The organism is Legionella micdadei (genome assembly GCF_000953635.1).
GTDB lineage: Bacteria > Pseudomonadota > Gammaproteobacteria > Legionellales > Legionellaceae > Tatlockia > Tatlockia micdadei.
Map to the genome: position 1 here is coordinate 2,525,278 of NZ_LN614830.1, position 21,485 is coordinate 2,546,762.

Consider the following 21,485-nt stretch of genomic DNA (forward strand, 5'->3'; position numbering starts at 1 on the left):
AAAAACATCTGCGTTCAAATACGGCCACTCGAGGAATCATTGGCTTGTGTAATCTGTTCGATGACGATTCAAATGATTGCTTTAGAATTTAACCATGTAAGACTCAAGCTTTTCTTGTTGTATTTTTTTAATCAGGTCTTTGCTTAATCCTGTAGCACCTGCCATTGTACCTAAATTAAAGTGCTGTACCCCATTCATCAAGGTTATTTCATTAATTCCGTCAGTTCGATTGAAACCTTCATAAATTTCCAAATCTTCATTACCAATGTTTAAGAAACTATGAAAATTTCCGACAGGAATGGAGATCAAATCACCCCGATGAATAAGCGAGTGATACACTTTCCCATCATTGTCCATCATCGTAAAGAAAGCGTCACCGCGTAATACAAATAAAAGGACATCACCTGAGGTGTACCAATGAGGGACGCGTAACACGTTTGGCTTCATGATCGTCCTTTGCAGAGCCATTCCATCAATGTGTGGATTAACTTTGGAATCCACTCGTGTGATCGATCCTAACTCTGATTGATAGAGCGGCTTTGTAGTCATAAAGTTATTCGACAAATCACTATACATATCACCTTTCTCAGGCGAAGCTGCTGGATCAAACGCACTTAATCGGTTAACCGTTGTCTTTTTAATACTGGCGATATCGCTTTCAGAAAGGCCAACAGCACGTGCCAGTATGGCATCAGGTAATGAGGCCCAAGCAGTTAGAAAATCCCTGTCAGCAGCGATAGGCGAATCATAAACGACAAGAAACTTCATCTTTTCCTGTCCCACATTTTCTAGCGAGTGCAGTTTGGCCTTAGGAATAATCCATGTCCCATTCTTCTCCACAGTGTATATCTTGGTGTTTCCAGCACCCTCCCAAATTGTCACCCGCATCTTCCCACTAAGGACCGTACCAATTTCTGTGGCATTAGCATGCCAATGTGGAACCCTCATGGCATCCGTAACCACCTCATAATAAAAAAGTAGGCCTGAATTATTAGAAAGTAGTTGATTTGCTGTTTCCGCAATTCTTACTCCTGCGCTATTCTTATCAACCTGCCCTTGCTTAAATAGGTTAATGCGATAAGGAAATTCTGCTGCTAAATTTGCTGATTCGTCCTGCAATAGTTTCTGAATTTTAGGATTAGCATTAACAACGGTGGTTTCAGGCCCTGATGAGGGAGTTGCGTCCGCTGCTTGGGCATGTGGAATCACAAACCCAACAAGAAAAGCAATCTTAATGGCTGCTGTTCGATATTTCCTTATCATCTTTAAATTCCTAATTTAGTTTAAGGGGAACACTGCATATAACCATTCTCTCAGAGTCACCTAAAAAATGGTAGATGGCTCATTTAGGTTAAGTAATGCTGCAAAAGAAGGCTACATTCTCTTGGTTATTTCGCTTACAACCAATAGTATCTGCGATGCTGGGACCTTCCGTTCTAAGACTCATTTAGCCTCGAGATGAGTGTCAGATGGAACTAACCAGCGGGTAAAATCCTCAGTACCGACCTCATCAGGCATTCTTAGCAGCGCATTGAAATCATGGTTTTTAAAGAAAGTTACTTCTTTAATAAACGAAAAATAATGCTCGATGCTTATCTCTTCGTTATGAAGACGCGCATCGGCAAATTCAATGACTTGTTCAGTTAATAAGAACGCTTGTTTCATCTGGGTTAAAAATTCCTTGATTGCAACTCTGTCTATGTTCAATTCACTTGTTGCGGCGGAATAAATTTCTTCTAAACCGTATTCCGCAGGAATGACTTTTAAGTTGTGCTTCAATTGAGTTAAAAGAGAGACAGTTCTATCTAGGTTTTCCACTTTAGATTGGTCTGTACGTCTAAACCACTTCTTCTCCTTTTTAATTGCGGTATTCAATAAATCCATTTTCTTCTCGATCTCCGCAATAAAAAAATCCACTACAAAATTTCTTAATATGCTGTTTAAGTTATCTACTTTAGATAACGCTTCTGCATCATGCCAACTTGCTGCCTGTTCAGCAGGTAAGGAGTAAAACTTTGGATCAAAACTCAATTCATTGGCATACAGGTAAGAAAAGTATAAATCTTTAAGCAAATGGGCTAAGGCTTGAGGCCCACTTGTTTGTGAAGTTGTGTCGACGCGGTAGTCGCCAGAGCCAAAAAAAGAAATGAACCGCCCTAATTTTGAATTACGATGTTTTGCGGTGAGATCAGGATCCTGGTAAAGGGCTTGATAATTTTGCACAATCGCTTCACGGAATGCAGAGATAATGCTACCGTTAGCCACACTCGCGAGAAAATCGTTATTATAAGTACCATTGGCTTGATTAAATAAAAAACCATGCGGTGCATCTATATCGCCCAAAGGGAATTCTCCTGGATGCACATCTTGTGCATCAGCGTAAAAGCCCCCTCGTTGAAATAAAATTTCGACACGTAACATATCTGATGCTGCTGCATAATTTCGATATAAACCTTCAATTTCGTCATTAAAAAAATCCCTGGCAGGCATTTCCTGATACAGGGCATGTTCATGTTGAATAACTGGATGGGAGATAAGTGGTTTTCTGGCAATATCAGCAATAATAATTTGGTTTTCTCTTGCCCATCGAACGAGCTCCATATAATCGTCATAACTTGAGAGAGAGGTTTCATCCCCAGGTAATGCTGATTGCCTTGGATCAAGAAAAAGTTCGGAATCAATCCAAATTCTTACGGTATAATCAGGATTTCTATTTTTCCAAGCCATGATATTCTCACGCGCTTGTTTATCGGGAACTTTGCCCAACCAGACAAAATGTAAGTCTTTCGGCAAAACAGCCATACGACCCTCTCACTTTTTAAGTATTATTCTAATAATAGATGATATGAACAATCAGATTTCTACATATCCAACAAGGAAATTAATTTTTGGAGTTAAACCATTTACCTAAGGTACAATTTCTTGCGCGAGGACGTCGCGGGATAATTCGTGCGGATAGGTAGTTACTAAGGATCTAAGGACTCAAGATGGCAAAAAAATTTATTGACCTTTCCATTTACTTGGAAAATGAAGTGAAATCAGACCCTGCTGGTTATCAGCCTGAGATTGAATATTTGACCCATCAACAAACTGTAGGAGAGTTGATGCATTTTTTCCCAGGCCTGACTCCTGCAGATTTACCTGATAGTGAGGCATGGGCTTACGAAAGGGTTAATTTGATCACCCACAATGGAACCCATCTAGATGCCCCTTATCATTTCTCCACACTGATGGATAAAACTAAGCGTGCCATCACCGTTGATGAAATTCCCCTGGAATGGTGTTTTCAAGCTGGCGTAAAACTGGATTTCCGCCATTTTCCTGACGGTTATGTGGTCACTAAAAACGATGTTCAGGAAGAGCTTGGGCGCATTCAATATGAGTTGAAACCCTTAGACATCGTGTTAATCAATACCCGTGCTGGCTCACGGTATGGCCATGATGATTATATCCACGCAGGTTGCGGCATGGGCCGGGAAGCCACACTCTATTTACTTGAGCAAGGGGTAAAAATTACGGGAACTGACGGCTGGAGCTGGGATGCCCCCTTTTCCCATACCCGAGAAAAATACTTAGCCAATAAAGATGCCTCTTTGATTTGGGAAGGGCATAAAGCCAGCCGCGAAATCAGTTATTGCCATTTGGAAAAACTCCATAATTTAGAAACCCTGCCTCCACACGGGTTTATGGTTTGTTGTTTTCCTGTCAAAATTAAAAATGCCTCAGCAGGTTGGACTCGTGCCGTCGCCATTTTGCAGGATTAAGTGTTCAATGAAGTCAGACTCGATGGAATAGAAAATCGAGTCTCATCCCATTGAATGAAAATTCACTTCCCCTTTCCTTAATTTAAGGCTAAATTGTCTGCTCCCTGTTTCGATTTAAGGATGAATTGTGCAAAAAGACCAACAAAGATTGTTAATTCTTTCAAGCTTGGGCGGAACTTTAGAATTTTATGATTTCATTATTTTCGCCCTATTTGCCAGCTATATTTCTAACGCATTTTTCCCAGCAACGGACGAGCTTGTCAGCTTACTTATTACCTTTGCAACTTTCGCTATAGGTTATTTGGTGAGGCCGCTAGGAGGAATTATCTTCGGGCATTTTGGCGATAAAATTGGCCGCAAAACAACATTCACGGTCTCGATATTAATCATGGCACTTGCCACAATAGGCATAGGCGTTATACCCACTTACTCCACAATCGGGATAGCCGCCCCCCTTATTGTTATTAGTTTGCGAATTTTACAAGGCATTTCTATTGGCGGCGAAATTCCTGGTGCAATCACATACGTCACTGAATCGTTACCCCATCGTAAAGGCCTTGCCTGCGGGGTTATCTTCTGCGCCCTCCTTTTTGGGATTGTGTTAGGGTCAATCGTCCATGCAGCGATCTTAACATTTCTTCCTGCAGAACAAATGCAAGCTTACGGCTGGCGAATTCCGTTCATTGTCGGAGGAATTTTTGGATTGCTGAGTTATTTGCTGCGTAAAGAGTTGCACGAATCTTCCCAATTTTTAGCAATTGAAAAATCCGTTGAAAAATTTCCAATAGTCACCGTTTTTAAACAAGAATTAAGCTGTGTGATTGCAGGGGGACTCATTGTAGCGCTTTGTGCGGCTATTGTGACTGGGCTCTTCTTATTTAATCCGGCTTACTTCACCAAAGTTTTGCACTTACCAATGGATGCCTATATCTGGGAACGTACAGCCGCCATTGCTTTTGGCTCCATTTTGAGCATATTCTTCGGCCATTTAACTGACCTCTTCAATCTAAAAAAATTAGTCAGGCTCCTGACAATGCTGACTGCTTGTCTCGCATACCCTATCTTTACGATTTATGTGTATCATCCAAATCTCTACCCCCTTGCCTTTATTGCCAGCTCCTTATTACTTGGCCTGTCTGCGGGTATTATCCCACCTCTTCTTAGCGAATTATTTCCTACAAAAATCCGTTATAGTGGAATTGCTGTCAGTTATAATTTAGGCTTCGCTATTTTTGGAGGCTTGACTCCGTTTGTATCTTTATCCCTTATTTACTATACAGGTTGGGTCACTACCCCAGCGCTTTATTTAATCCTTGTTTCATTGCTGGCAATTCTTTCAGTAGCCTTTCTTAACCGAAGGCATCAACTATTTAATTCCGAAGAGAGTTGTCATCCCGCACGAAACGAGGGACTTCCCGGCTAGATTAGTGCGTTTGCTCCAACAACCACTTGAAATGCGCTAAATGTTGGGTCAACGACCCAACATTTAGACAAAAAGAAGGATGTGTTTTTTAAGCTTCTTTAGAATATAACGCAATTGCATTGCCTTCTGTATCCAAAACAATAGCCCTATGCCCATATGGCCCTATTTGTTCTTTTGCTTGAAGTACCTTTGCACCAAGCTTTTTTGCTTCCCCGATCGCCCTATCCAATTGGCCTTCGACATTGAGATAAACCAGTGGTCCATCCAAAGACGGCTTTCTATTGTTCATAACGACTAGACAACCTGAAACATTGTCCTCTGTATGGGGCAACAATCCAAATTCAAATCCATGTTCAGCAATCTTTTGTACGGGTTCACCTAAAATTGCTGTATAGAAATGGATTGCCCTATCCAAATCAACCACCGGGATGTCTGTCCAACAAAATGTATTTTTAGCACTCATGCTTTTTCTCATTGTCATTAATGTGTGAACGATTCTAGCATAGATAAATTATGATGGTTAAGGTCGCTAAACAATCTGGGACTAGCGGAAAATAAGTTGGAAAATTGCATCATTTGCCGCATCACCACCATTAATGACATTTCGATAAGCATTATAGAGATCAGCTTCAACAGAGGGAGCAAAAAAACTGGAAACGTTATGCATGAGATTTCCACCAGGCCGCCTACTTTTGCCTAACTCATGAAAATAACAAAGTACCATGGCGGTGAGAACCAGCGATAACTTTAATCCCGTTTTTACATCCATCACGTAAAGGGGTAAGAGAGCTAAATTCAGGAACAATAGTAGATTTACTGTCTTCTTGGCTTTTTCCTGATGGCGTGGATCACCTAGCATGATATCCTCCTTCTTTTTGGCAACAAAAATTAAAGCAATTAGCTAAGAATGACAAGTTTTTTTATATTCGGGTGATTAATTAGACATGCAACGTCATTAAACGTTTGCGACAATAAGAAATCATATATAATTCGTGGAAGCGATGTGAAAAAGTTGTTGGATGTATGATGAGTAAGCTAGGGCAAGTTTCTTCAAAGGATAATATAAGATCTTCTGATGAAGCAGAAAAAAAGCAGCTGGGAACTGATTTACCAAGCAGTGAAGAAGAACTCTTTCTTCTCGATCCTTACCCTTTGCTGGATATTGATGCAGGACTTGCTAACCTCGGTGATGCCTCAATTCTACATGAGCTGCTTAACATCATGACAAAACAAGAGTTGCCAACAGAATTAAGCGAAATTCAAGCAGCTTATACCGAGCTAGATTGGGATAAAATTGAAAAACTAGCTCATAAAATGAAAAGCGGAGCATTATATTGTGGCACGATCAGGCTTAAACTTGCTTGCCAATATTTGGAGCGTTATCGAAAAGCAGGCTACACTAAGCTATTAAACGAACTCTATTTCCAGTTAATTCGAGTAGCAAATGAGACTAAGCAATCGATTAATAACTGGATTTCGACCAATCTAGAGAGCCCTAATTAATATGAGAAAATTATACCCTAACCCAGCTCTGCTCTTCTTACTGCTCACATTATCCGCACCAAGTATTGCTGAAACAGTTCCTCAATCTGAATCTGATGCTGCGCGCATTTCCATGTTGGAAAGAGCTTTAGCCCCTAAAACGCCAACTGCAGTTGCCTCTTTATTTGCAGAGGCGAATAAAACTCGAAATGGTGCAGTGCAATTTATGCTATTTTCGGCTCCATTAAAAAATAAATATAAAGATTCTTGGCCTTATTGGGTTTCAGGAACTTCGAGCCCTTGGATTACCTCTTATCGTATTAAACAAATCGCTCACCATAAAAACAGCTGGCAATTCCAAATCACTTATCAATGGGCAACCTCTTCAGGGCCTTTTTACCCTGCATTAGTCCAAACCATTATTGTTGAACCGATTCCTAAAAACATAGACTCCTCGCAACACTTCTGGATAAGTGAATTTAAAGATAATGAAACTAAATTGTAGACGATAAATTTTTGAACAAGCCCTTAATTGGTTTATCTACCACTCAGGCAAACCATGGGGCCAGCGTAGCCAATTTGTTGTTGGGTAGGGATAAACTGCATCAACCGCATGTAAAGTATACGCATGGCGGGATTGGTTGGACTGATTTGCATTGCTTTTATGAGGCAAGCGGCCGTGCAAAATGATCATGCTGCCTTGCTTGACCTCTAGAGGGATGCACTGGTCTTCTTTCCATTTTGTCGTGCGGTATTCCTCAAAAAAGACTGTATCATCCTCACGAATCATGCGCTTTTCTAAAGGCGTTGACGCCGGGCTAGGAATCACTTGTAAGCATCCGTTATCCAAAGTCGCGTCTTCAAGCGCGAACCAAAACCCTAACACCTCATCATTGTGGGCATGAAGATAAGTACCGTCCTGATGACAATTGACTTCCGCTCCGATATTAGGTTGTTTAAAAATGTACATCGACTGCAATAAGCTTGGTTTTCGAAAACCAAGTTGCTGGCAGATTGCTTTAATCCGTAAGTCTCTTGAGTATTGGCGAAAAACTGGATCAAGTTCATGCAGAGCATGGCCTATTTTGTTTAAAGATTTTTCAATTGGCCGAATCATTTGCCCTTGTTCATCAAAAGCATCGGGCTCAAAAAAGAAGCGGATTTTATCACCTGAGTCCAAAAAATAAGCATTTTGCGCATGTTCATTGGATTTCGTGGAAAAAATAGTAATAGGAATTTCCTGATGATGATGGGCAATGATAGCGTGAATACGGTTTCTCAAGGTTTCGCAAATTGATTCAGGAAAAAAGCCGTTAATTACTAAGTAGCCATGGGTAAAAAAGAAATCGATCTCTGATGTAGATAAATCCATTTGTTATTCGCTCTTTCAAAAATAATTATCATAGTGAGCAAAACCTGTTTTGACAATGGTAGATTTGTCAAATTTTAATCAATAATAAGCGAACAACTCCTTACTCACCTTGACCACATCAAGTTGATGCGCATGGTAATCATATGATGCTGGCTGCAGTAAATTTTGGTGTAATAAATGATGATAGGACTTATATGCCTGTTTGAGTTTAATAAATTGCTCCCGAGTAAGGATCTTTTCGCTGTATAATTTTTGCAACAGACTGAGGGTATTGGTATAGCGTATTAAGCCCTGTCTTGGATTGGCCAACACTAGAAATTGCACTAAGAATTCAAGATCAAGCAAGCCGCCGGCAGCAAATTTCACTTGCTCGGCGTCAGAATGCCGACTAATTTTTGTTCTCATTGCTAACACTTCATCCCGAAGAACATTCCTATCTCTCGGCAAAAATAACACATCTGCTTTGAGCTGCTTGAAGAGGTGATGGATGCGTTTGTTGGCTACTAGGATTCGGGCACGCAGTAAAGCTTGATGCTCCCATGTCCAGGCTTGGGTACGCTGGTATTCAATGAACGCGTCAATATGGCTGACAAGTAAACCAGCTGCACCTGAGGGGCGCAAACGGGTATCAACAGAATATAAAATTCCTGCTTGCGACCGCGTTGTTAGCATATGCAAAATTTTTTGCGTCAACCGCGTGACTAATCCTTCTTCTTCATCAAGCGCTGCGTGGATAAAAACCAAATCAAGATCGGAATTATAATTCATTTCCCTACTACCTAACTTGCCGTAAGCGATGATGGCAAAGCGTGATTTAATCTGCATCATTTGTGGATATCGCCTTGTTAATTGCTGACAAGCGATGACCAAAACTTCTTCAACAATAACCTCGGCAACATCGGCTAAAAAGCGGCCAATACGCACCGCATCGTACTGCCCGTGCATCTCTGCACGCGCTGCACAAAGCCAATTATTCAATTTAAATTGACGTAAAATTTCGCCTTCTAATTCATTTTCTGTGCAATGCGCCAATTGATTTTTTAAGGTTTGTTCAAGCTGCTGACGCGAGGGCAATCGCCAATTTTCTTCCTGATCGAGAAGAATCTCGAGTAAAAAAGGCTGGCTTACAAGCAAAGAAGTAATAAAAGGGCTATGGGCAAACCAATGCAATAATTCTTTTAGGACTTGTGGATTTTCAGTTATCAAAGCCAAATAGGCACTGCGGCCAACGATATTTTCGAGCAAGTGCAAAACTTGCGATAAAACGGTATCTGTCTCAGCCACCTGAGTTAACTCAGTTAACAACAGCAACATAAAACGATCAAGACGCATTCGAGCAGCTTGCGATAAACGTCGGCATCGTGGTGAATGGCGAAAGGCATGCAGCATCTGATAACACCGCTCAGGTTCACGAAATCCAAGACTGGCTAATAAATTAATTGCCATGCTGTTTTCAACATGGCCTTGCCATAAGCTAGCTAATTGGTTAGCAATAAGCCGATTTTCGTCTTCATAAGGGTCGCCTTTGCGCAAAATGGAGCGGAAAAGGGTACTCACAATCCGTTGATATTGTTGCAGCCTTGTCAAAAGCACATTCCAATTTTCAAAACCCATCGCAAAAGCGATTTGTGTTTGCTTGATTTCATCTTTAGGCAAGGTATGCGTTTGCTGATCGTTTAAGCTTTGCAGCGCATTTTCCAATTTCCTTAAAAAAAGATAAGCTTGCTTTAAAGCCGCAGTGCGTGTGAGCAACCCCTCTTCTTTTATTGCATCAAGCGCTGTTATCAGATTTTGCTGTCTTAAATAAGGAAAACGACCACCTCGAATCAACTGAATGCTCTGGATAATGAATTCAATTTCGCGAATTCCTCCAAGCCCGCGCTTAATGTCATCGAGCATGGGGTTCAATTGCACTTCCCGCGCTATCATCGCTTTCATGCTGCGCAAGGATTCAATCACGCTGAAATCGACATAGCGGCGGTAGACAAAAGGAGTAATCAAGCGATGAAACCAATGGTTTTGATCTTTAGTATGCTCACCAATTAGACGCGCTTTGACCATCGCATAACGCTCCCAGTCCCGTCCTTGCTCTTGGTAATAGGTTTCCATGGCAGCTAAAGTGCAGACTAAAGCACCGCTATCGCCATTAGGGCGCAAACGTAAATCGACACGAAAAACAAAACCCTCTGCAGTCGGATTTTGCAAAAGCTGCATAAAATTCTGCACGACTTTACTGTAATATTGCTGGTTACTTACCTGGTCTTGCCCATTGGTATAACCGGCTGCTGAAAAAGCGAAAATTAGATCAACATCAGAAGAGTAATTGAGTTCTTGTCCGCCAAGTTTGCCCATTGCAAGCACATAAAGTTGCGTTGGTTTACCCATCTCATCGCAGGGTTGGCCATAGCGATTCGTTAGTTCTTGCTGACAAAATTGCAGTGAACGTAAAATAATCGCATCGGCACAGTCTGACCAAGCAGCCATTGTTTGTTCCGTATCCGCTAACCCAGCAAGCTCACGTAGCATCAAACGTAAAAAATGGCGATGACGAAAATACCGCAACTCACGGCCAAAATGAGGGCCTTGCTCAGGCAATTGGCTCAATAATCGTTGATAATCGTCATAGCCCAGAGGTTGCAAACCATCATCTTCCGCGAGTAACCTTTTTAAAATTTCAATGTGGCGACAAGCGTAATCGCTTACCAATAGTAAGGACTTCAGCGCGTGATTAAGCGGATGCACTAACTCAGAAAAATGTTTCCGATAAAAATGCAGTTTCGATTGTAACTGTTGTTGCATTGGATTATTTCTTAAAAGTAAAAGGCTCCCCTACGCTATCCTGAGTCAGCAGGGATCCCCTTATAATGGCACGATCTTTAACATGGATAAAATAGCCCCATTCGATTGAATGCATTAATCGAATCGTTTCCACAGGGAGATTACCAGAAAAAATGGATTGGGTGGAACTGACGCGGAGAGTTATAGTAAACAAGTAAATTAAGTCTCCGAGCTGCGGCCGTTAGGGAGTGGATAAACCGAAAGCACTTTTATCCACTCACACCCTAACGGTCATGGGTTCCGATTATCGAATTTCTAAAAATTTTTCTCAATTTTTAAAAAATCCATCTATATTTAAAGAAGTTATCTAACAAGGAGATATCTATGGGATATGTACAAGTTGATGCCTGTACTCGCGTTTTCGTACAGGATTGGGGATCTGGTAAACCTATTGTCTTTATTTCTGGCTGGCCTTTTGACCATCGTTGCTATGAATATCAATTCACACAAATACCTAAGCATGGTTATCGTTGCGTTGGGATTGATATGCGAGGCTATGGAAAATCAGATAAGCCCTGGGGCGATTATAATTACAATGTTTTTGCCGATGATATTCTGAAGGTTTTACGCCATCTCGACTTAGACAATGTCACCCTAGTAGGCCATTCCATGGGTGGTGCAATTGCCATTAACTACTGCGTCCGCCACCACAATGAGCGCGTTTCAGGCCTTGTACTCTTAGGCGCTGCCGCACCCATCTGGACACAACGTCCCGATTTCCCGCATGGTTTGACGATTGATCAATGCAATGAGTTACTTGAATTATGCTATTCTGACAGAGCTCAATTGTTGGAAAATTTCGGCAAGATTTTCTTCCACAAAGAAGACGCAGTAAGCCCTAAATTTGCTGATTGGATGCAAAACATGGGTATGGAAGCTTCTCCTTATGCCACTGCCGAATGCATTATCGCCCTTAGGGATACTGATCAACGTAAAAACTTAGAAAAAGTGAAAGTGCCTACAGCCATTTTCCACGCCCCTGGCGATAAAGTATGTCCTTTTGGCTTAGCTGAAGCAATGAACAAAGGCATTAAAAATTCGAAGATCATCCGCTTTGAAAACAGCGGGCATGGGCTGTTTTATGACGAGTGGAAAAAATGCAATGAAGAATTGATGAAATTTGTGGATGAGCTTCATAAATAAACAACCAAAATGGATGCTGTCAAACAGCATCCATTTTTAAACCATTTTTAAATTGGTTCCTTTATCAAGCGGTATATCTGGAATAACCGTTTTTGCTGATTCTTTTAGGAATTGTTTAAAATCAGTATCCGTCACTCGCCCCCCGAGTTTCTGAATGTCGCTAACTTTACTAATTAAATTATCAAGTTGCTTTTCACCTAAATTCATTAGCGGTTGGCGATTTCCCTTTATTCCAATTTTATTATTTCCCATCAACTCAAAGAGCTTATCAATTTTCTCAACTTTAGAAGGAGGGAACTTTGATGCATGATCGACAAGATAGTCAAGGGTTCGCTTGTCTAATGCCCCGTGTTTATTAAGTGTCGCCATCAGCGTTTCCACTTTTTGTAGATCAGCCTTGCCGAGCTGCATCAGGTTAGCCAGCCTGTCTGAGCCAATCATTTGCGTGAGTGGAATACCACTGTCATTCATTGCCTGGATGCAACGCCTAAGTGTTTGTGCGTGTTCTTTATCTTGAATTTTATCTGCATTTTTACGGATTACCTTAAAAGCATCTCCAGTCAACGATAATTTGTCTTCGGGCGTATTTGTTAAAACATCTTTGACTCGTACCAATTGTTTATCAGTTAAATCCATGACTGCCCGTCGATGGCCTTTGAGCTCGGTAATACCTGCCTCTTTCATTGCGCTGAAAACATCTACAACTCGTTGTGCTTTGGTTTTCGGTTCCCCGTCAACCTTAGTTTTCTGAGTCAGTTTACCATTGGCCACATTATCCACGACATAATCAAAGACATCCCCATCGAGTTCTTTTCCTAACGCCTGAAAGATATTATTAACCGTTTCTAGTTTATTTACTTCGGGATCTTGATATTTTGAGTCTTCCCCCATCTCTTTCATTTCGACTTCTTTTGTTTCTTTCTTGGTAGCCAATGCCATTAAACGGCCAAGCCTATCGTTAAGGATGCCAGGTGTAAGAGGAATTTTATTGGCATTCATAGCAGCAACACATTGGCCAAATTGTGTAATATCTTCAGGCTTCCAGCCTTGTAGCTTGCTGACATTTTTTCGAAGCGCTTTAAAATCATCTTTGCTCATCTCGACTTTTCTACCTTTGAATTCCCCGAGAACATCAGCAAGGATACGTAATTCTTCGTTGCTCATGTTCATCACAGGCTGTCTGTTGCCTTTTATGGGAATTTTAAGCTCATCCATAGCCTTAAATACTTTCAGTACCCTGTCCACTTTTTTCTCACCCTCAGGGTTTTCTGGGTCAACTGGAGCATTTAATTTATCCGCATGGTCTACGATATAATCAAAAGTGGCTTTATTCAGGTTTGAACCTTTAGCTAATTCAGTCATTGACCTGTTTACTGTATTCAATTCACCAGGGGTACGCGCTAAAAGTTTGGCAAGGCGATCTTCTTTAAACGGTAGAGTTTCGGTTAGTGGAATACGATTGGTACGCATTGCATTAATACATCCAGCAAAATCTTCGACTTTGTCCTTATCGAGATTATCTACATGCTTTCGTAGCGCTTTGAATTCTTCCTTGCCTAAAGGCTCTTTAATTTTCTCAGGTGGAGCTTTCAGTTTAGTTAGAAACTCCGTAAGTTTCTGAAGTTTTTCTATACCATTTTTCTCTTTTGCAAGCTCCATTAAAGGTTGCCTATGCCCTGCAATTTCAATCTTGGCGGTTCTCATTGCGTTGAATGCTTGAGCTATTTTTTTTGCTTTTTCTCCTGCCAAATCCGGGGCATTTTTTACAACATAATCAAAAGTACTATCATCCAAGGCACTCTTTTCTCCCTCTTTCCCTGCCAAGCTCTGTAAAATCTTAGCTACCCCAGCCAAATGATCAGGATTCTTTCCTACTTTCATTAAATCTTCAATCCTGTTGCCCATGACTTGATGTTGGACCGGAACGTTACCATTCATTGCCGCAATACATTTGGCAAGATCATTGACTGCATTTTCATCAAAGTCTTTTAAGCCTTTACGGAGCATCTTAAATGTATCATTGTTAAGAAGTAATTTCTGCTCGCCTTCCGCTCTTACTTTACCAGGATCAGCTGCCGCCAAAATAACCCCTAGTTTTTTTAAATCACCTTCCCCCATTTTCATCACAGGCTGCCTATTTCCCTTCAAATCGATTCCTGCTGCTGTCATGAGGCCAAACACATTGGCGATTTCGGTTGCTTTAGTGGTTGTTAAATCATTGGCATTCTTGACGAGGTATTCGAAGGTTTTTTCATTCAGGCTTTTACCAAGGCTGTTCACAATTGTGGCGAGCGCCTTAAGTTTAGTCCCCTGGCCTTGCGGATCCCCCAGTTTTAACAACTTAGCAAGATTGCCATCCTTTAATGGCACAGAGCTAGTCAGTGGAATTTTTTGTTGATTCATCGCTCTTAGACAGGCCATGAAGTCATTCACTTGCCCAGCAGCCAAATTGTGGATGTTGTCCCGTAAATCTTTAAAAGCCCCAGAATCCGCAGCAAAAGCAGCAATTTTGGGTGGCTTGTTTGATTCAGTTAAGACAGAGTGTAGGACACTTAAATCGCGACTTAATCCAGATTCACCAACGGCAGATTTAGGCATGGCCAATTTCATAATTGGCTGTCTATTTCCTGTTATGGGAATACCCAAATTCTTCATCTCATCAAAGACGGCAACGACTTGCCCAGCCCTCGTCTTTCTATCCGCTCCCTCACCGATTCCCATAGCCAAGCTTTCTGCATTGTCTACAATGTAATCAAAGGTCTTCTTATCCAAATTTTTGTCCTTCGCTAACCGGGTTAGCAGGGTATTTACTGCTGCTAATTCGTCAGGATTTAAGCTCATGAGACGGCTGGGGTTTTCTGCTCTTAAAAATGGGGTTAATGAAATATTGCTTGCTTGCATTGCTTTAAAGCATCCGCCTAAATCTCGAGCCCGCTCAGGAGTCCAATCTTTCTTCTCGGCTTTATCTTTTACCATCTTGTCGATTAGATTCTTACACGCACTCTTATCCAATAGGGGGGGCTCGCCTTCATTTCTTTTCAGCTCACCCAAGACTGCTGTTAAGGCTTCTAATACTCCAGGCTCTTTGATTTCCATTACAGGTTGGCGAAGCCCTTCAAGCTCCATTTTGGCGTCTTTCATCGCCTCAAAGACCCCGGCAATCTTGTCCGCTTTAGGTGCTAAGGTAGGACTATTCTTAAGAACATAATCAAAAGTTTTGTCATCCAGTCGATTACCAAGACTCTTCAAGATAGTGGCGATCCCCTTTAAGTCCGCTCCCTTACCCATCAATTCATTAAATCGGTTATGACCTGTTGCTGAAACTAAGGGAACTTTGCCATTCATCGCTTTGACACATTCACCAAAATGAGGTATTTGATCTAACTCCAACTTACCCACATTCTTACAAAGCCAATTAAATTGAGTTGACGATAATCGTTGTTTTGGTTTTAAAAAATCGAATTGCGGTAAAACACGGGAAAGTTTTACTAAATCTTTACCTTCCATGTTCATGACAGCTTGCCTGTTCCCAACGATGGGAATATTCGCGTTTTCCATTGCCGTAAAAGCACTGACAACCGCATCAGCTTTAGGCGTTTTAAATGATCCACCGTTTTCGGCAAGGACTACTTCTCCTTCAAAACGCTGAGGATTTTCGACAATAAAGTTGAATGTGCGTTCATCCAATGCTTTACGGGGAGGGGTCGTAAGGCCTTTTAAAACTGCTGAAACCCCCACTAACTGACCTTCATCAAGTTTGGCAATACGGACTATACGGGCTACATTATGCTCCTTCCAAAATCGTTTCATTGGAATGTTGGCATTCTGCATGGCCTGGATGCAGTTACCTAACGCACCGACGCTGTCTTCTGTGGAGTGGTCATTGAAACCACCAAGAATGTGGTCAAATGCTTTTTCATCAACAGGCTTGCCTTCTGGAATCTTCTCTAAAATAGTTTTTACTTGCCCCAATCCTTTTGGGCTCGTTGACAAAAATTTATCAATGTCGACCCCTTTTACTTTCTCTTTTAATAGCGGCAGCATTTCGGCTAATTGAGCCAATCGCCCAGGTTCTTTTGCTAACCCTAAGAGTTGCACTAAATTGCCGGGAGTGAGCTTGCCTGCTTTAGACAGTGCCTGCGCAATAGGAGCAATCTTGTCCGCATTTGTTTGAATTTGATCTAAATCAGCCTCTAGTTCTACGGTTTCACCACGAAGCTTGGTTAGGTATGGTTCTATTTTTTTAAGTGCCTTTAACTCACTCATCTTAACTTTTGGCATACGCATCTCCAAGAATTGCCCCACTTTGCGGGAATTGAAATGACAATTAACTGGTGATTAAAAAAAGCAAAGTGGTAATCAATTGAAATATTTGTGTAAATTATAGCAATTTTTGAAGGATTTTGTTCCAACCTGTTTCGTAAAAATTTGGAAAAAGATTGGCTTTCCGTCTAACTAACTTAATGATATTGCTTTTAAAAATAGAAGCTTCTTGTTAACACACTTTAATTAGTCTCTTTTTAATGCCAAACTTTTTAGACAATCTCTAACTTCACTACCTCTGATATGGGATATACTCATAGAATATTGATTAATTAAGGGTTCGACTGCTCATGAGTTTAATGAGAATAGCATGCTTTATCTGTGGAATTTTATTCGCAACCTTCGCTCATCCCCAGAATGAACCTCTCAAAATTGCCGTGAATGGCTTTGCACCCCCTTTTGTTATGCAGTCCGGCAATAAACAACTTTATGGTTTTGATATCAGCATGATGACCAGTATTTGTAAAATATTAAAACGATCTTGCCAATTTCAGGCTATGCGCTTTCAAGATTTAATTCCAGCAGTCGAATCAAAAAAAGTTGATGTCGCTGTCGGCTCTATCATTATTACTCCTGAACGCTCTACCCATGTTAATTTTTCCTTGCCTTATTTAATTAGTCATTCTCGTTTTCTTGGGCCAAAAAATTTAGCCGGCCAGCCTTTCAGTTTCCAAATGCTCAATAACAAAACAATAGGCGTTGAAAAAGGTAGCATTTTTACTGATGAAATCAGTGACATGGGTGTCCGCAACCCGAGTATTATCAGCTATAGCCGCAACGTTGATGTGGTTGACGCGTTAAATAATGGCGACGTAGACATTGCCTTAATGGATGACCCGACGGCTAAATACTGGGAAATAGAATCATCTGGATCGCTTATTGCCTTAGGCCAGCCTTTTGTTTACGGTTTTGGCATCGGCATCGCGGTCAATAGAGAACAAATTACGTTATTAGAGCAAATTAACAAAGCCCTTATTCAATATCAAAACAGCAACGATTTTAAACAAAATTATGATCGGTATTTAAAACAGTTTTAATGGGGTCAGCAAACCGTAACTTTTATAACGGTAATTTTGAATTCTCTGAAGAGGGCGGCGGAGCCGTGCTGAATAAACTGAAAATCACTAAGAGCAAGAAAACAAATAAAAAAGAAACAAACAATAATTTTGCGATGTAAGAAGAGGTGGAATCAGACTTCGTATAACCATACGCTGCGGCAATAGCGGCAATTAGTAATACAACAAAGGCCCATTCCAACATTCCCTGTCCTTAGGTTAAATAAGTGATTCTATCGTCGCTGCAACTTTCGTACCGACAATGTCTTAGTAAAGTTAGTTAGGCATCAATCCATAGCCTCAGGCTAAGGAATTTTTACTTTCGAGGAGTTAATCTTATTTTCCTATCCGTAATACAGTAGATTGAATACAATTTCAGAGCTGATTTATGAAGTAACCCGACACAGAGGATCAAATAACACTGATCCTCTTGGGTCAAAAGTAAGATTCTTGATTAGTGAACGGTTTCACCTTTAATGATGCAGGAGCTAATCACTTGGCGGGTAATGAAATCACCTCTGCTTTCTCCATATAAGGATTTAAAATGTTCAGCCAGCATTAAAACCCAAGAGGATAAACGAAAATCCATCCGCTTTTCTTCCTGATTGACCACTACTTCAAATAATCCCAAAGAATCAGTCTCTTGCTCATTAGCATATTCCTCCATAATACGCTGAGCAGTACTCATGTCCTTATCCTTTGTTGGCCAATTTTTATTCATACACACCCCCTCTACTTCATGAATACGGGTAATTTAAAATTGTACATCCGATAAATTGGGTCAGATACAAAAATTGCAAGGGCTTGTTCATTTCTATTATGATGCCATAAATTGAATATATTTTCAATATATTGATCATTTTTTAGCTATTATTGGTACCCTGCCAGTACCCTGCGACTCTTGCCAAAGCGTTATAAACAACACCATGATGATAGGGCCAACAAACAATCCAAGCAACCCAAGGGTCTCAACCCCCCCTAATATGCCAAAGAGCACAGCAAGAAAAGGCAGCTTAATCGCACCGCCTATCAACACAGGCTTAATAAAGTGATCCGCCACAAACATGACAAATGTACCCCAGACGATCACGACAAGTGCACTAACCATGCTCCCGCTGGCAAGCAAGATTAAGGCAACTGCTGTAAACACAATGGGAACAACAAAAGGGATCATTGCTGCAAATGCCGTGATAAACCCTACCAAAGTGGGTGCTGGAAAGCCGACAAAAAAATAACAAACTCCCATCAAAATACCCACTCCTAAACCAACCACAATCGTACCATTTACCGTACCGCGTAAAGCAGACGGTAATCGATCGGCATAGCGGAACCAACGATCACTTAAACAGTATTCTCCTATATGGTTGATTTGCTGAAATAATTCATCCCCATCTCGATAAAAGAAAAATAAGGTTAGCAAAGTAAAACCCAGTTGAAATCCACGGTGCGCAAGATTAACCCCTACTTGCTTAATGTAATAGCTCGCTGGTGTTAATGAGATATGCAAATTGGTAAGTAGCTCACGAAGATTACCGGGGTGGCTAAAATGAGTATTCCAATAATTCACCAGATCATTCCCAATTACTGGAAACTTTCCAATAAAATCAGGAGCCGGGCCGCCCACTTTGTTGATGACTTGTAGGTAATTAATAAACAATTGAATTTCGGTGATCAGAATGGAAATCAACCAACTTAACGGCAATAGGAGGATGAGTCCGACAATCGTGGTAAATAATAAAGCGGCCAGATTATCGCGGCCCCCGAATAACCGCCGCCAATGTTTATAGAGTGGATAAGTAGCTATCACAATAATAGCAGCCCATATCATTGACGGAATGAATCGATGAACAATGAAGATAGCCAGAGCCACAATACCAATGGTCAGGCTTATACTGATTAACTCTTTATGGTTTTCATTCATTTCGCAAAGCCCCAAACAAGCAATTGCAAGATCAACCAGGCAGGTACTGCAGCTAACAAATCATCTAACATGATCCCTAACCCACCTTTTATGCGTTCATCAATAAACCGTATTGGCTGCGGCTTCCAAACATCAAAAAGGCGGAACAGCAGGAATCCTAGAATCATCCACACCAGTCCAACCGGCACCATTGTCATCGTAAGCAAGTAGCCAACCACTTCATCCCAAACTATACCGGAATAGTCATGCTCACCTAAATCCTGAGATATCTTATCACATACCCATACACCAAGGGCAAAAGCGGCAAGAGTGCAAAGCAAATAAATTCCCAAGGAATGCCCCGCCAGTAATAAATACAAAGGCACTGCCGCTAAACTTCCCCATGTTCCGGGCGCTATCGGCATTAATCCACTTCCGAACCCAAAGCCAATAAAATATATCGGGTCCTGCCAGACTTTTTGCGATAAATTGATAGGATTCATTTAAAACTCCTCGTTACTTCGGGTGGTATTAAACCCTAGTTAGGTTGCCCAGAGATAGGATATAGTCTTTCAAGAAGATCCGAGCCGCAACGGTGAAGAGCGGATAAAAGCACCCTTCTATCTGCTTGCCTCATGCGTACTGCCCGGATTATCGCGTTACGCTTTAACTGCCCAACTTACTGAATGGGTACCAAGCACTCCCTTTTATTGTCATTCCAGCTTCAGCTAAAAATGACTATATCCCCGTGGGGCAAAATTTTTAATCTCAGTATTTGCCATTTCTATACGAAAACCTAGGGTTTCTTCAATAACGCCGATGGGGTAACATCTTAATCCAGCCTTGTGCAAGGCAGATAAGAATTTTGTTTCTTTTGCAGCAGGTACCGTAAAACATAACTCATAGTCATCACCACCAATAAGGGCAAAATCCACTGCATCATTTTGCTTGTATTTTCTCACCAAGGGATGCACAGGAATCGCGGTAGAGTTAAGGCAAACCCCTACCTTGCTTGCAACACAGATGTGATTCAAATCAGCACTTAAACCGTCCGAAATATCAATGGCCGATGAAGCATGTTCCTGTAGAATTTCTGCTAAATCAATACGAGGATTAGGATGTTTAAGCTTTTGCATTAACACGTTATTATCCTGCTCATCGATATCATTATTTTTTAAAAATTCAACAGCTAAAGCTGCGGCTCCTAACTCACCGCTCACATAAATCTTATCCCCTGGCTTAGCACCATTACGCCGTACCGCTTTCCCCGCGGGGATTAAGCCATGAATAGTGATGGTTATGCTTAAAGGCCCGTGGGTTGTATCACCACCGATTAAAGCAATATTAAATTGTCGCAATGAATCATGTAGACCTTGAGCAAAACGATCCAACCAAATCTTATCAAATTCGGGCATAGTCAGAGCTAAACTGAGCCAACAGGGTTTTGCTGCCATTGCCGCAATGTCGCTAATATTAACCATAACTGCTTTATAGGCAATATCGTAAGGATCCCAACTCGATAAGAAATGAACTTCTGCGACCAAGGTATCTGTGGAAACGAGCAATTGCTGACCCGCAGGCACTGCAAGGCAAGCCGCATCGTCGCCTATTCCAAAAATTACATCATCCCGGCTAAGTGCCGGCGCTTTGAAATAAGTATCGATTAACGAAAACTCATTCATTATGAAGGCTTATTTCAACTGCTCTGACTTTTCTAGCCAGATTATTCAGCACACCATTGACGTAACGGTGACCATCTTGGGAACCAAATTCCTTAGCTAAAGAAATAGCTTCATCGAGCACAACCCGATAGGGGATTTCTGGACAATAACATAATTCAAAAGCGCCGAGTCGCAATACCGTTAACTCAATTGGATTTAAATTTTCAATGGGTCTGTCGAGAAAAGGGGCCAAGTTGTCTTCTAAGGTTTTGACGTATTTGGGTACACCGTGAAGCAAACGGCAAAAATATTCCGCATCAACCTTGGTCATATCATTGATAACCCGAAACTGAGCCTCAATTTCATATAATTCATAGCCTGACATCAGCCATTGATAAAGAGCCTGTAAGGCCAGCTTTCGAGCACGCCTTTTGCCCTTAATTGATTGTTTTTCCACAATTACCTCATGAAGTTTTTATCCCTTCGTTCTACGTCCTGCGATTCGTTCGCGGGATCTAAAAGCC

General features: G+C 41.2%; 19 protein-coding genes. 6 read left to right on the forward strand and 13 right to left on the reverse strand.

Features of this window, described 5'->3' with window-relative positions; translation table 11 throughout:
• Positions 1–81: 81 nt before the first annotated feature.
• Both LMI_RS11235 and LMI_RS11240 read right to left on the reverse strand, forming a co-directional pair.
• Entirely contained in the window at positions 82–1,263 is a 1,182-nt protein-coding gene (locus LMI_RS11235; RefSeq protein ID WP_045099879.1) for a cupin domain-containing protein, read from the reverse strand.
• A 180-nt stretch (positions 1,264–1,443) separates the two neighbouring features.
• A complete protein-coding gene (locus LMI_RS11240; RefSeq protein WP_045099880.1) occupies positions 1,444–2,802 on the reverse strand; it encodes a TcdA/TcdB catalytic glycosyltransferase domain-containing protein in 1,359 nt (452 codons plus the stop codon).
• Positions 2,803–2,987: 185 nt separating this feature from the next.
• On the opposite strand from LMI_RS11240, the gene LMI_RS11245 reads away from it, so the two are divergent.
• Both LMI_RS11245 and LMI_RS11250 read left to right on the forward strand, forming a co-directional pair.
• The gene (locus LMI_RS11245) at positions 2,988–3,764 is read left to right on the forward strand and encodes a cyclase family protein (protein WP_045099881.1); all 777 of its coding nucleotides are present in this window, start codon (positions 2,988–2,990) and stop codon (positions 3,762–3,764) included.
• A 127-nt stretch (positions 3,765–3,891) separates the two neighbouring features.
• On the forward strand, positions 3,892–5,187 hold the full coding sequence (locus LMI_RS11250; RefSeq protein WP_052679553.1) for an MFS transporter: 1,296 nt from the start codon (positions 3,892–3,894) through the stop codon (positions 5,185–5,187).
• Between the two features lie 88 nt (positions 5,188–5,275).
• Here LMI_RS11250 and LMI_RS11255 read toward each other — a convergent pair whose 3' ends face one another.
• Both LMI_RS11255 and LMI_RS11260 read right to left on the reverse strand, forming a co-directional pair.
• The gene (locus tag LMI_RS11255) at positions 5,276–5,650 is read right to left on the reverse strand and encodes a VOC family protein (protein WP_052679554.1); all 375 of its coding nucleotides are present in this window, start codon (positions 5,648–5,650) and stop codon (positions 5,276–5,278) included.
• Positions 5,651–5,731: 81 nt separating this feature from the next.
• A complete protein-coding gene (locus LMI_RS11260) occupies positions 5,732–6,046 on the reverse strand; it encodes a hypothetical protein (protein ID WP_052679555.1) in 315 nt (104 codons plus the stop codon).
• Between the two features lie 164 nt (positions 6,047–6,210).
• On the opposite strand from LMI_RS11260, the gene LMI_RS11265 reads away from it, so the two are divergent.
• The gene (locus LMI_RS11265) at positions 6,211–6,690 is read left to right on the forward strand and encodes an Hpt domain-containing protein (protein WP_082050742.1); all 480 of its coding nucleotides are present in this window, start codon (positions 6,211–6,213) and stop codon (positions 6,688–6,690) included.
• A gap of 1 nt (position 6,691) precedes the next feature.
• Positions 6,692–7,174: a hypothetical protein gene (locus LMI_RS11270; RefSeq protein WP_045099885.1), complete on the forward strand. Its 483-nt coding sequence runs from the start codon at positions 6,692–6,694 to the stop codon at positions 7,172–7,174.
• Between the two features lie 36 nt (positions 7,175–7,210).
• On the opposite strand, the gene LMI_RS11275 is transcribed toward LMI_RS11270, so the two are convergent.
• Positions 7,211–8,041, reverse strand: coding sequence for a phytanoyl-CoA dioxygenase family protein (locus LMI_RS11275; RefSeq protein ID WP_045099886.1), 831 nt, complete (start codon positions 8,039–8,041; stop codon positions 7,211–7,213).
• Between the two features lie 78 nt (positions 8,042–8,119).
• Positions 8,120–10,840, reverse strand: coding sequence for a bifunctional [glutamate--ammonia ligase]-adenylyl-L-tyrosine phosphorylase/[glutamate--ammonia-ligase] adenylyltransferase (gene glnE, locus LMI_RS11280; protein ID WP_045099887.1), 2,721 nt, complete (start codon positions 10,838–10,840; stop codon positions 8,120–8,122).
• Positions 10,841–11,203: 363 nt separating this feature from the next.
• Here glnE and LMI_RS11285 point away from each other — a divergent pair, with 363 nt between their 5' ends.
• Positions 11,204–12,022 (forward strand): alpha/beta fold hydrolase, encoded by an 819-nt coding sequence (locus tag LMI_RS11285; RefSeq protein WP_045099888.1) that lies wholly within the window; start codon positions 11,204–11,206, stop codon positions 12,020–12,022.
• A gap of 36 nt (positions 12,023–12,058) precedes the next feature.
• Here the strand turns inward: LMI_RS11285 and LMI_RS11290 are convergent, their stop codons facing one another.
• Positions 12,059–16,303 (reverse strand): hypothetical protein, encoded by a 4,245-nt coding sequence (locus LMI_RS11290; RefSeq protein WP_045099889.1) that lies wholly within the window; start codon positions 16,301–16,303, stop codon positions 12,059–12,061.
• A gap of 341 nt (positions 16,304–16,644) precedes the next feature.
• Here LMI_RS11290 and LMI_RS11295 point away from each other — a divergent pair, with 341 nt between their 5' ends.
• Entirely contained in the window at positions 16,645–17,382 is a 738-nt protein-coding gene (locus LMI_RS11295; RefSeq protein ID WP_045099890.1) for a transporter substrate-binding domain-containing protein, read from the forward strand.
• Between the two features lie 22 nt (positions 17,383–17,404).
• Here the strand turns inward: LMI_RS11295 and LMI_RS11300 are convergent, their stop codons facing one another.
• From LMI_RS11300 to nusB, 6 genes are all read right to left on the reverse strand, one after another.
• Positions 17,405–17,605 carry a DUF1328 family protein gene (locus LMI_RS11300; protein WP_045099891.1) on the reverse strand — a complete coding sequence of 67 codons (201 nt, stop codon included), beginning with the start codon at positions 17,603–17,605 and terminating at the stop codon, positions 17,405–17,407.
• Positions 17,606–17,854: 249 nt separating this feature from the next.
• Positions 17,855–18,121 carry a hypothetical protein gene (locus LMI_RS11305; RefSeq protein ID WP_045099892.1) on the reverse strand — a complete coding sequence of 89 codons (267 nt, stop codon included), beginning with the start codon at positions 18,119–18,121 and terminating at the stop codon, positions 17,855–17,857.
• 135 nt (positions 18,122–18,256) lie between these two features.
• A complete protein-coding gene (locus LMI_RS11310) occupies positions 18,257–19,321 on the reverse strand; it encodes an AI-2E family transporter (RefSeq protein WP_045099893.1) in 1,065 nt (354 codons plus the stop codon).
• On the reverse strand, positions 19,318–19,803 hold the full coding sequence (locus tag LMI_RS11315) for a phosphatidylglycerophosphatase A family protein (protein ID WP_045099894.1): 486 nt from the start codon (positions 19,801–19,803) through the stop codon (positions 19,318–19,320). The genes LMI_RS11310 and LMI_RS11315 overlap by 4 nt, the downstream gene beginning before the upstream one ends.
• A 225-nt stretch (positions 19,804–20,028) precedes the next feature.
• Positions 20,029–20,982 carry a thiamine-phosphate kinase gene (gene thiL, locus LMI_RS11320; RefSeq protein ID WP_045099895.1) on the reverse strand — a complete coding sequence of 318 codons (954 nt, stop codon included), beginning with the start codon at positions 20,980–20,982 and terminating at the stop codon, positions 20,029–20,031.
• Positions 20,975–21,418, reverse strand: a complete 444-nt coding sequence (gene nusB, locus LMI_RS11325) for a transcription antitermination factor NusB (protein ID WP_045099896.1) — start codon at positions 21,416–21,418, stop codon at positions 20,975–20,977. Before nusB ends, thiL begins: the two co-directional genes overlap by 8 nt.
• Positions 21,419–21,485: the final 67 nt, after the last annotated feature.

Bases quoted from the DNA above. Each gene is read 5' to 3' on its own strand.
- LMI_RS11270 (WP_045099885.1), top strand. From the start codon at position 6,692: ATGAGAAAATTATACCCTAACCCAGCTCTGCTCTTCTTACTGCTCACA.
- thiL (WP_045099895.1), bottom strand. From the start codon at position 20,982: ATGAATGAGTTTTCGTTAATCGATACTTATTTCAAAGCGCCGGCACTT.
- LMI_RS11265 (WP_082050742.1), top strand. From the start codon at position 6,211: ATGATGAGTAAGCTAGGGCAAGTTTCTTCAAAGGATAATATAAGATCT.
- glnE (WP_045099887.1), bottom strand. From the start codon at position 10,840: ATGCAACAACAGTTACAATCGAAACTGCATTTTTATCGGAAACATTTT.
- LMI_RS11235 (WP_045099879.1), bottom strand. From the start codon at position 1,263: ATGATAAGGAAATATCGAACAGCAGCCATTAAGATTGCTTTTCTTGTT.
- LMI_RS11245 (WP_045099881.1), top strand. From the start codon at position 2,988: ATGGCAAAAAAATTTATTGACCTTTCCATTTACTTGGAAAATGAAGTG.
- LMI_RS11275 (WP_045099886.1), bottom strand. From the start codon at position 8,041: ATGGATTTATCTACATCAGAGATCGATTTCTTTTTTACCCATGGCTAC.
- LMI_RS11310 (WP_045099893.1), bottom strand. From the start codon at position 19,321: ATGAATGAAAACCATAAAGAGTTAATCAGTATAAGCCTGACCATTGGT.
- LMI_RS11240 (WP_045099880.1), bottom strand. From the start codon at position 2,802: ATGGCTGTTTTGCCGAAAGACTTACATTTTGTCTGGTTGGGCAAAGTT.
- LMI_RS11305 (WP_045099892.1), bottom strand. From the start codon at position 18,121: ATGAATAAAAATTGGCCAACAAAGGATAAGGACATGAGTACTGCTCAG.
- LMI_RS11315 (WP_045099894.1), bottom strand. From the start codon at position 19,803: ATGAATCCTATCAATTTATCGCAAAAAGTCTGGCAGGACCCGATATAT.
- LMI_RS11260 (WP_052679555.1), bottom strand. From the start codon at position 6,046: ATGCTAGGTGATCCACGCCATCAGGAAAAAGCCAAGAAGACAGTAAAT.
- LMI_RS11255 (WP_052679554.1), bottom strand. From the start codon at position 5,650: ATGAGTGCTAAAAATACATTTTGTTGGACAGACATCCCGGTGGTTGAT.
- LMI_RS11300 (WP_045099891.1), bottom strand. From the start codon at position 17,605: ATGTTGGAATGGGCCTTTGTTGTATTACTAATTGCCGCTATTGCCGCA.
- LMI_RS11290 (WP_045099889.1), bottom strand. From the start codon at position 16,303: ATGCCAAAAGTTAAGATGAGTGAGTTAAAGGCACTTAAAAAAATAGAA.
- LMI_RS11295 (WP_045099890.1), top strand. From the start codon at position 16,645: ATGAGAATAGCATGCTTTATCTGTGGAATTTTATTCGCAACCTTCGCT.
- LMI_RS11285 (WP_045099888.1), top strand. From the start codon at position 11,204: ATGGGATATGTACAAGTTGATGCCTGTACTCGCGTTTTCGTACAGGAT.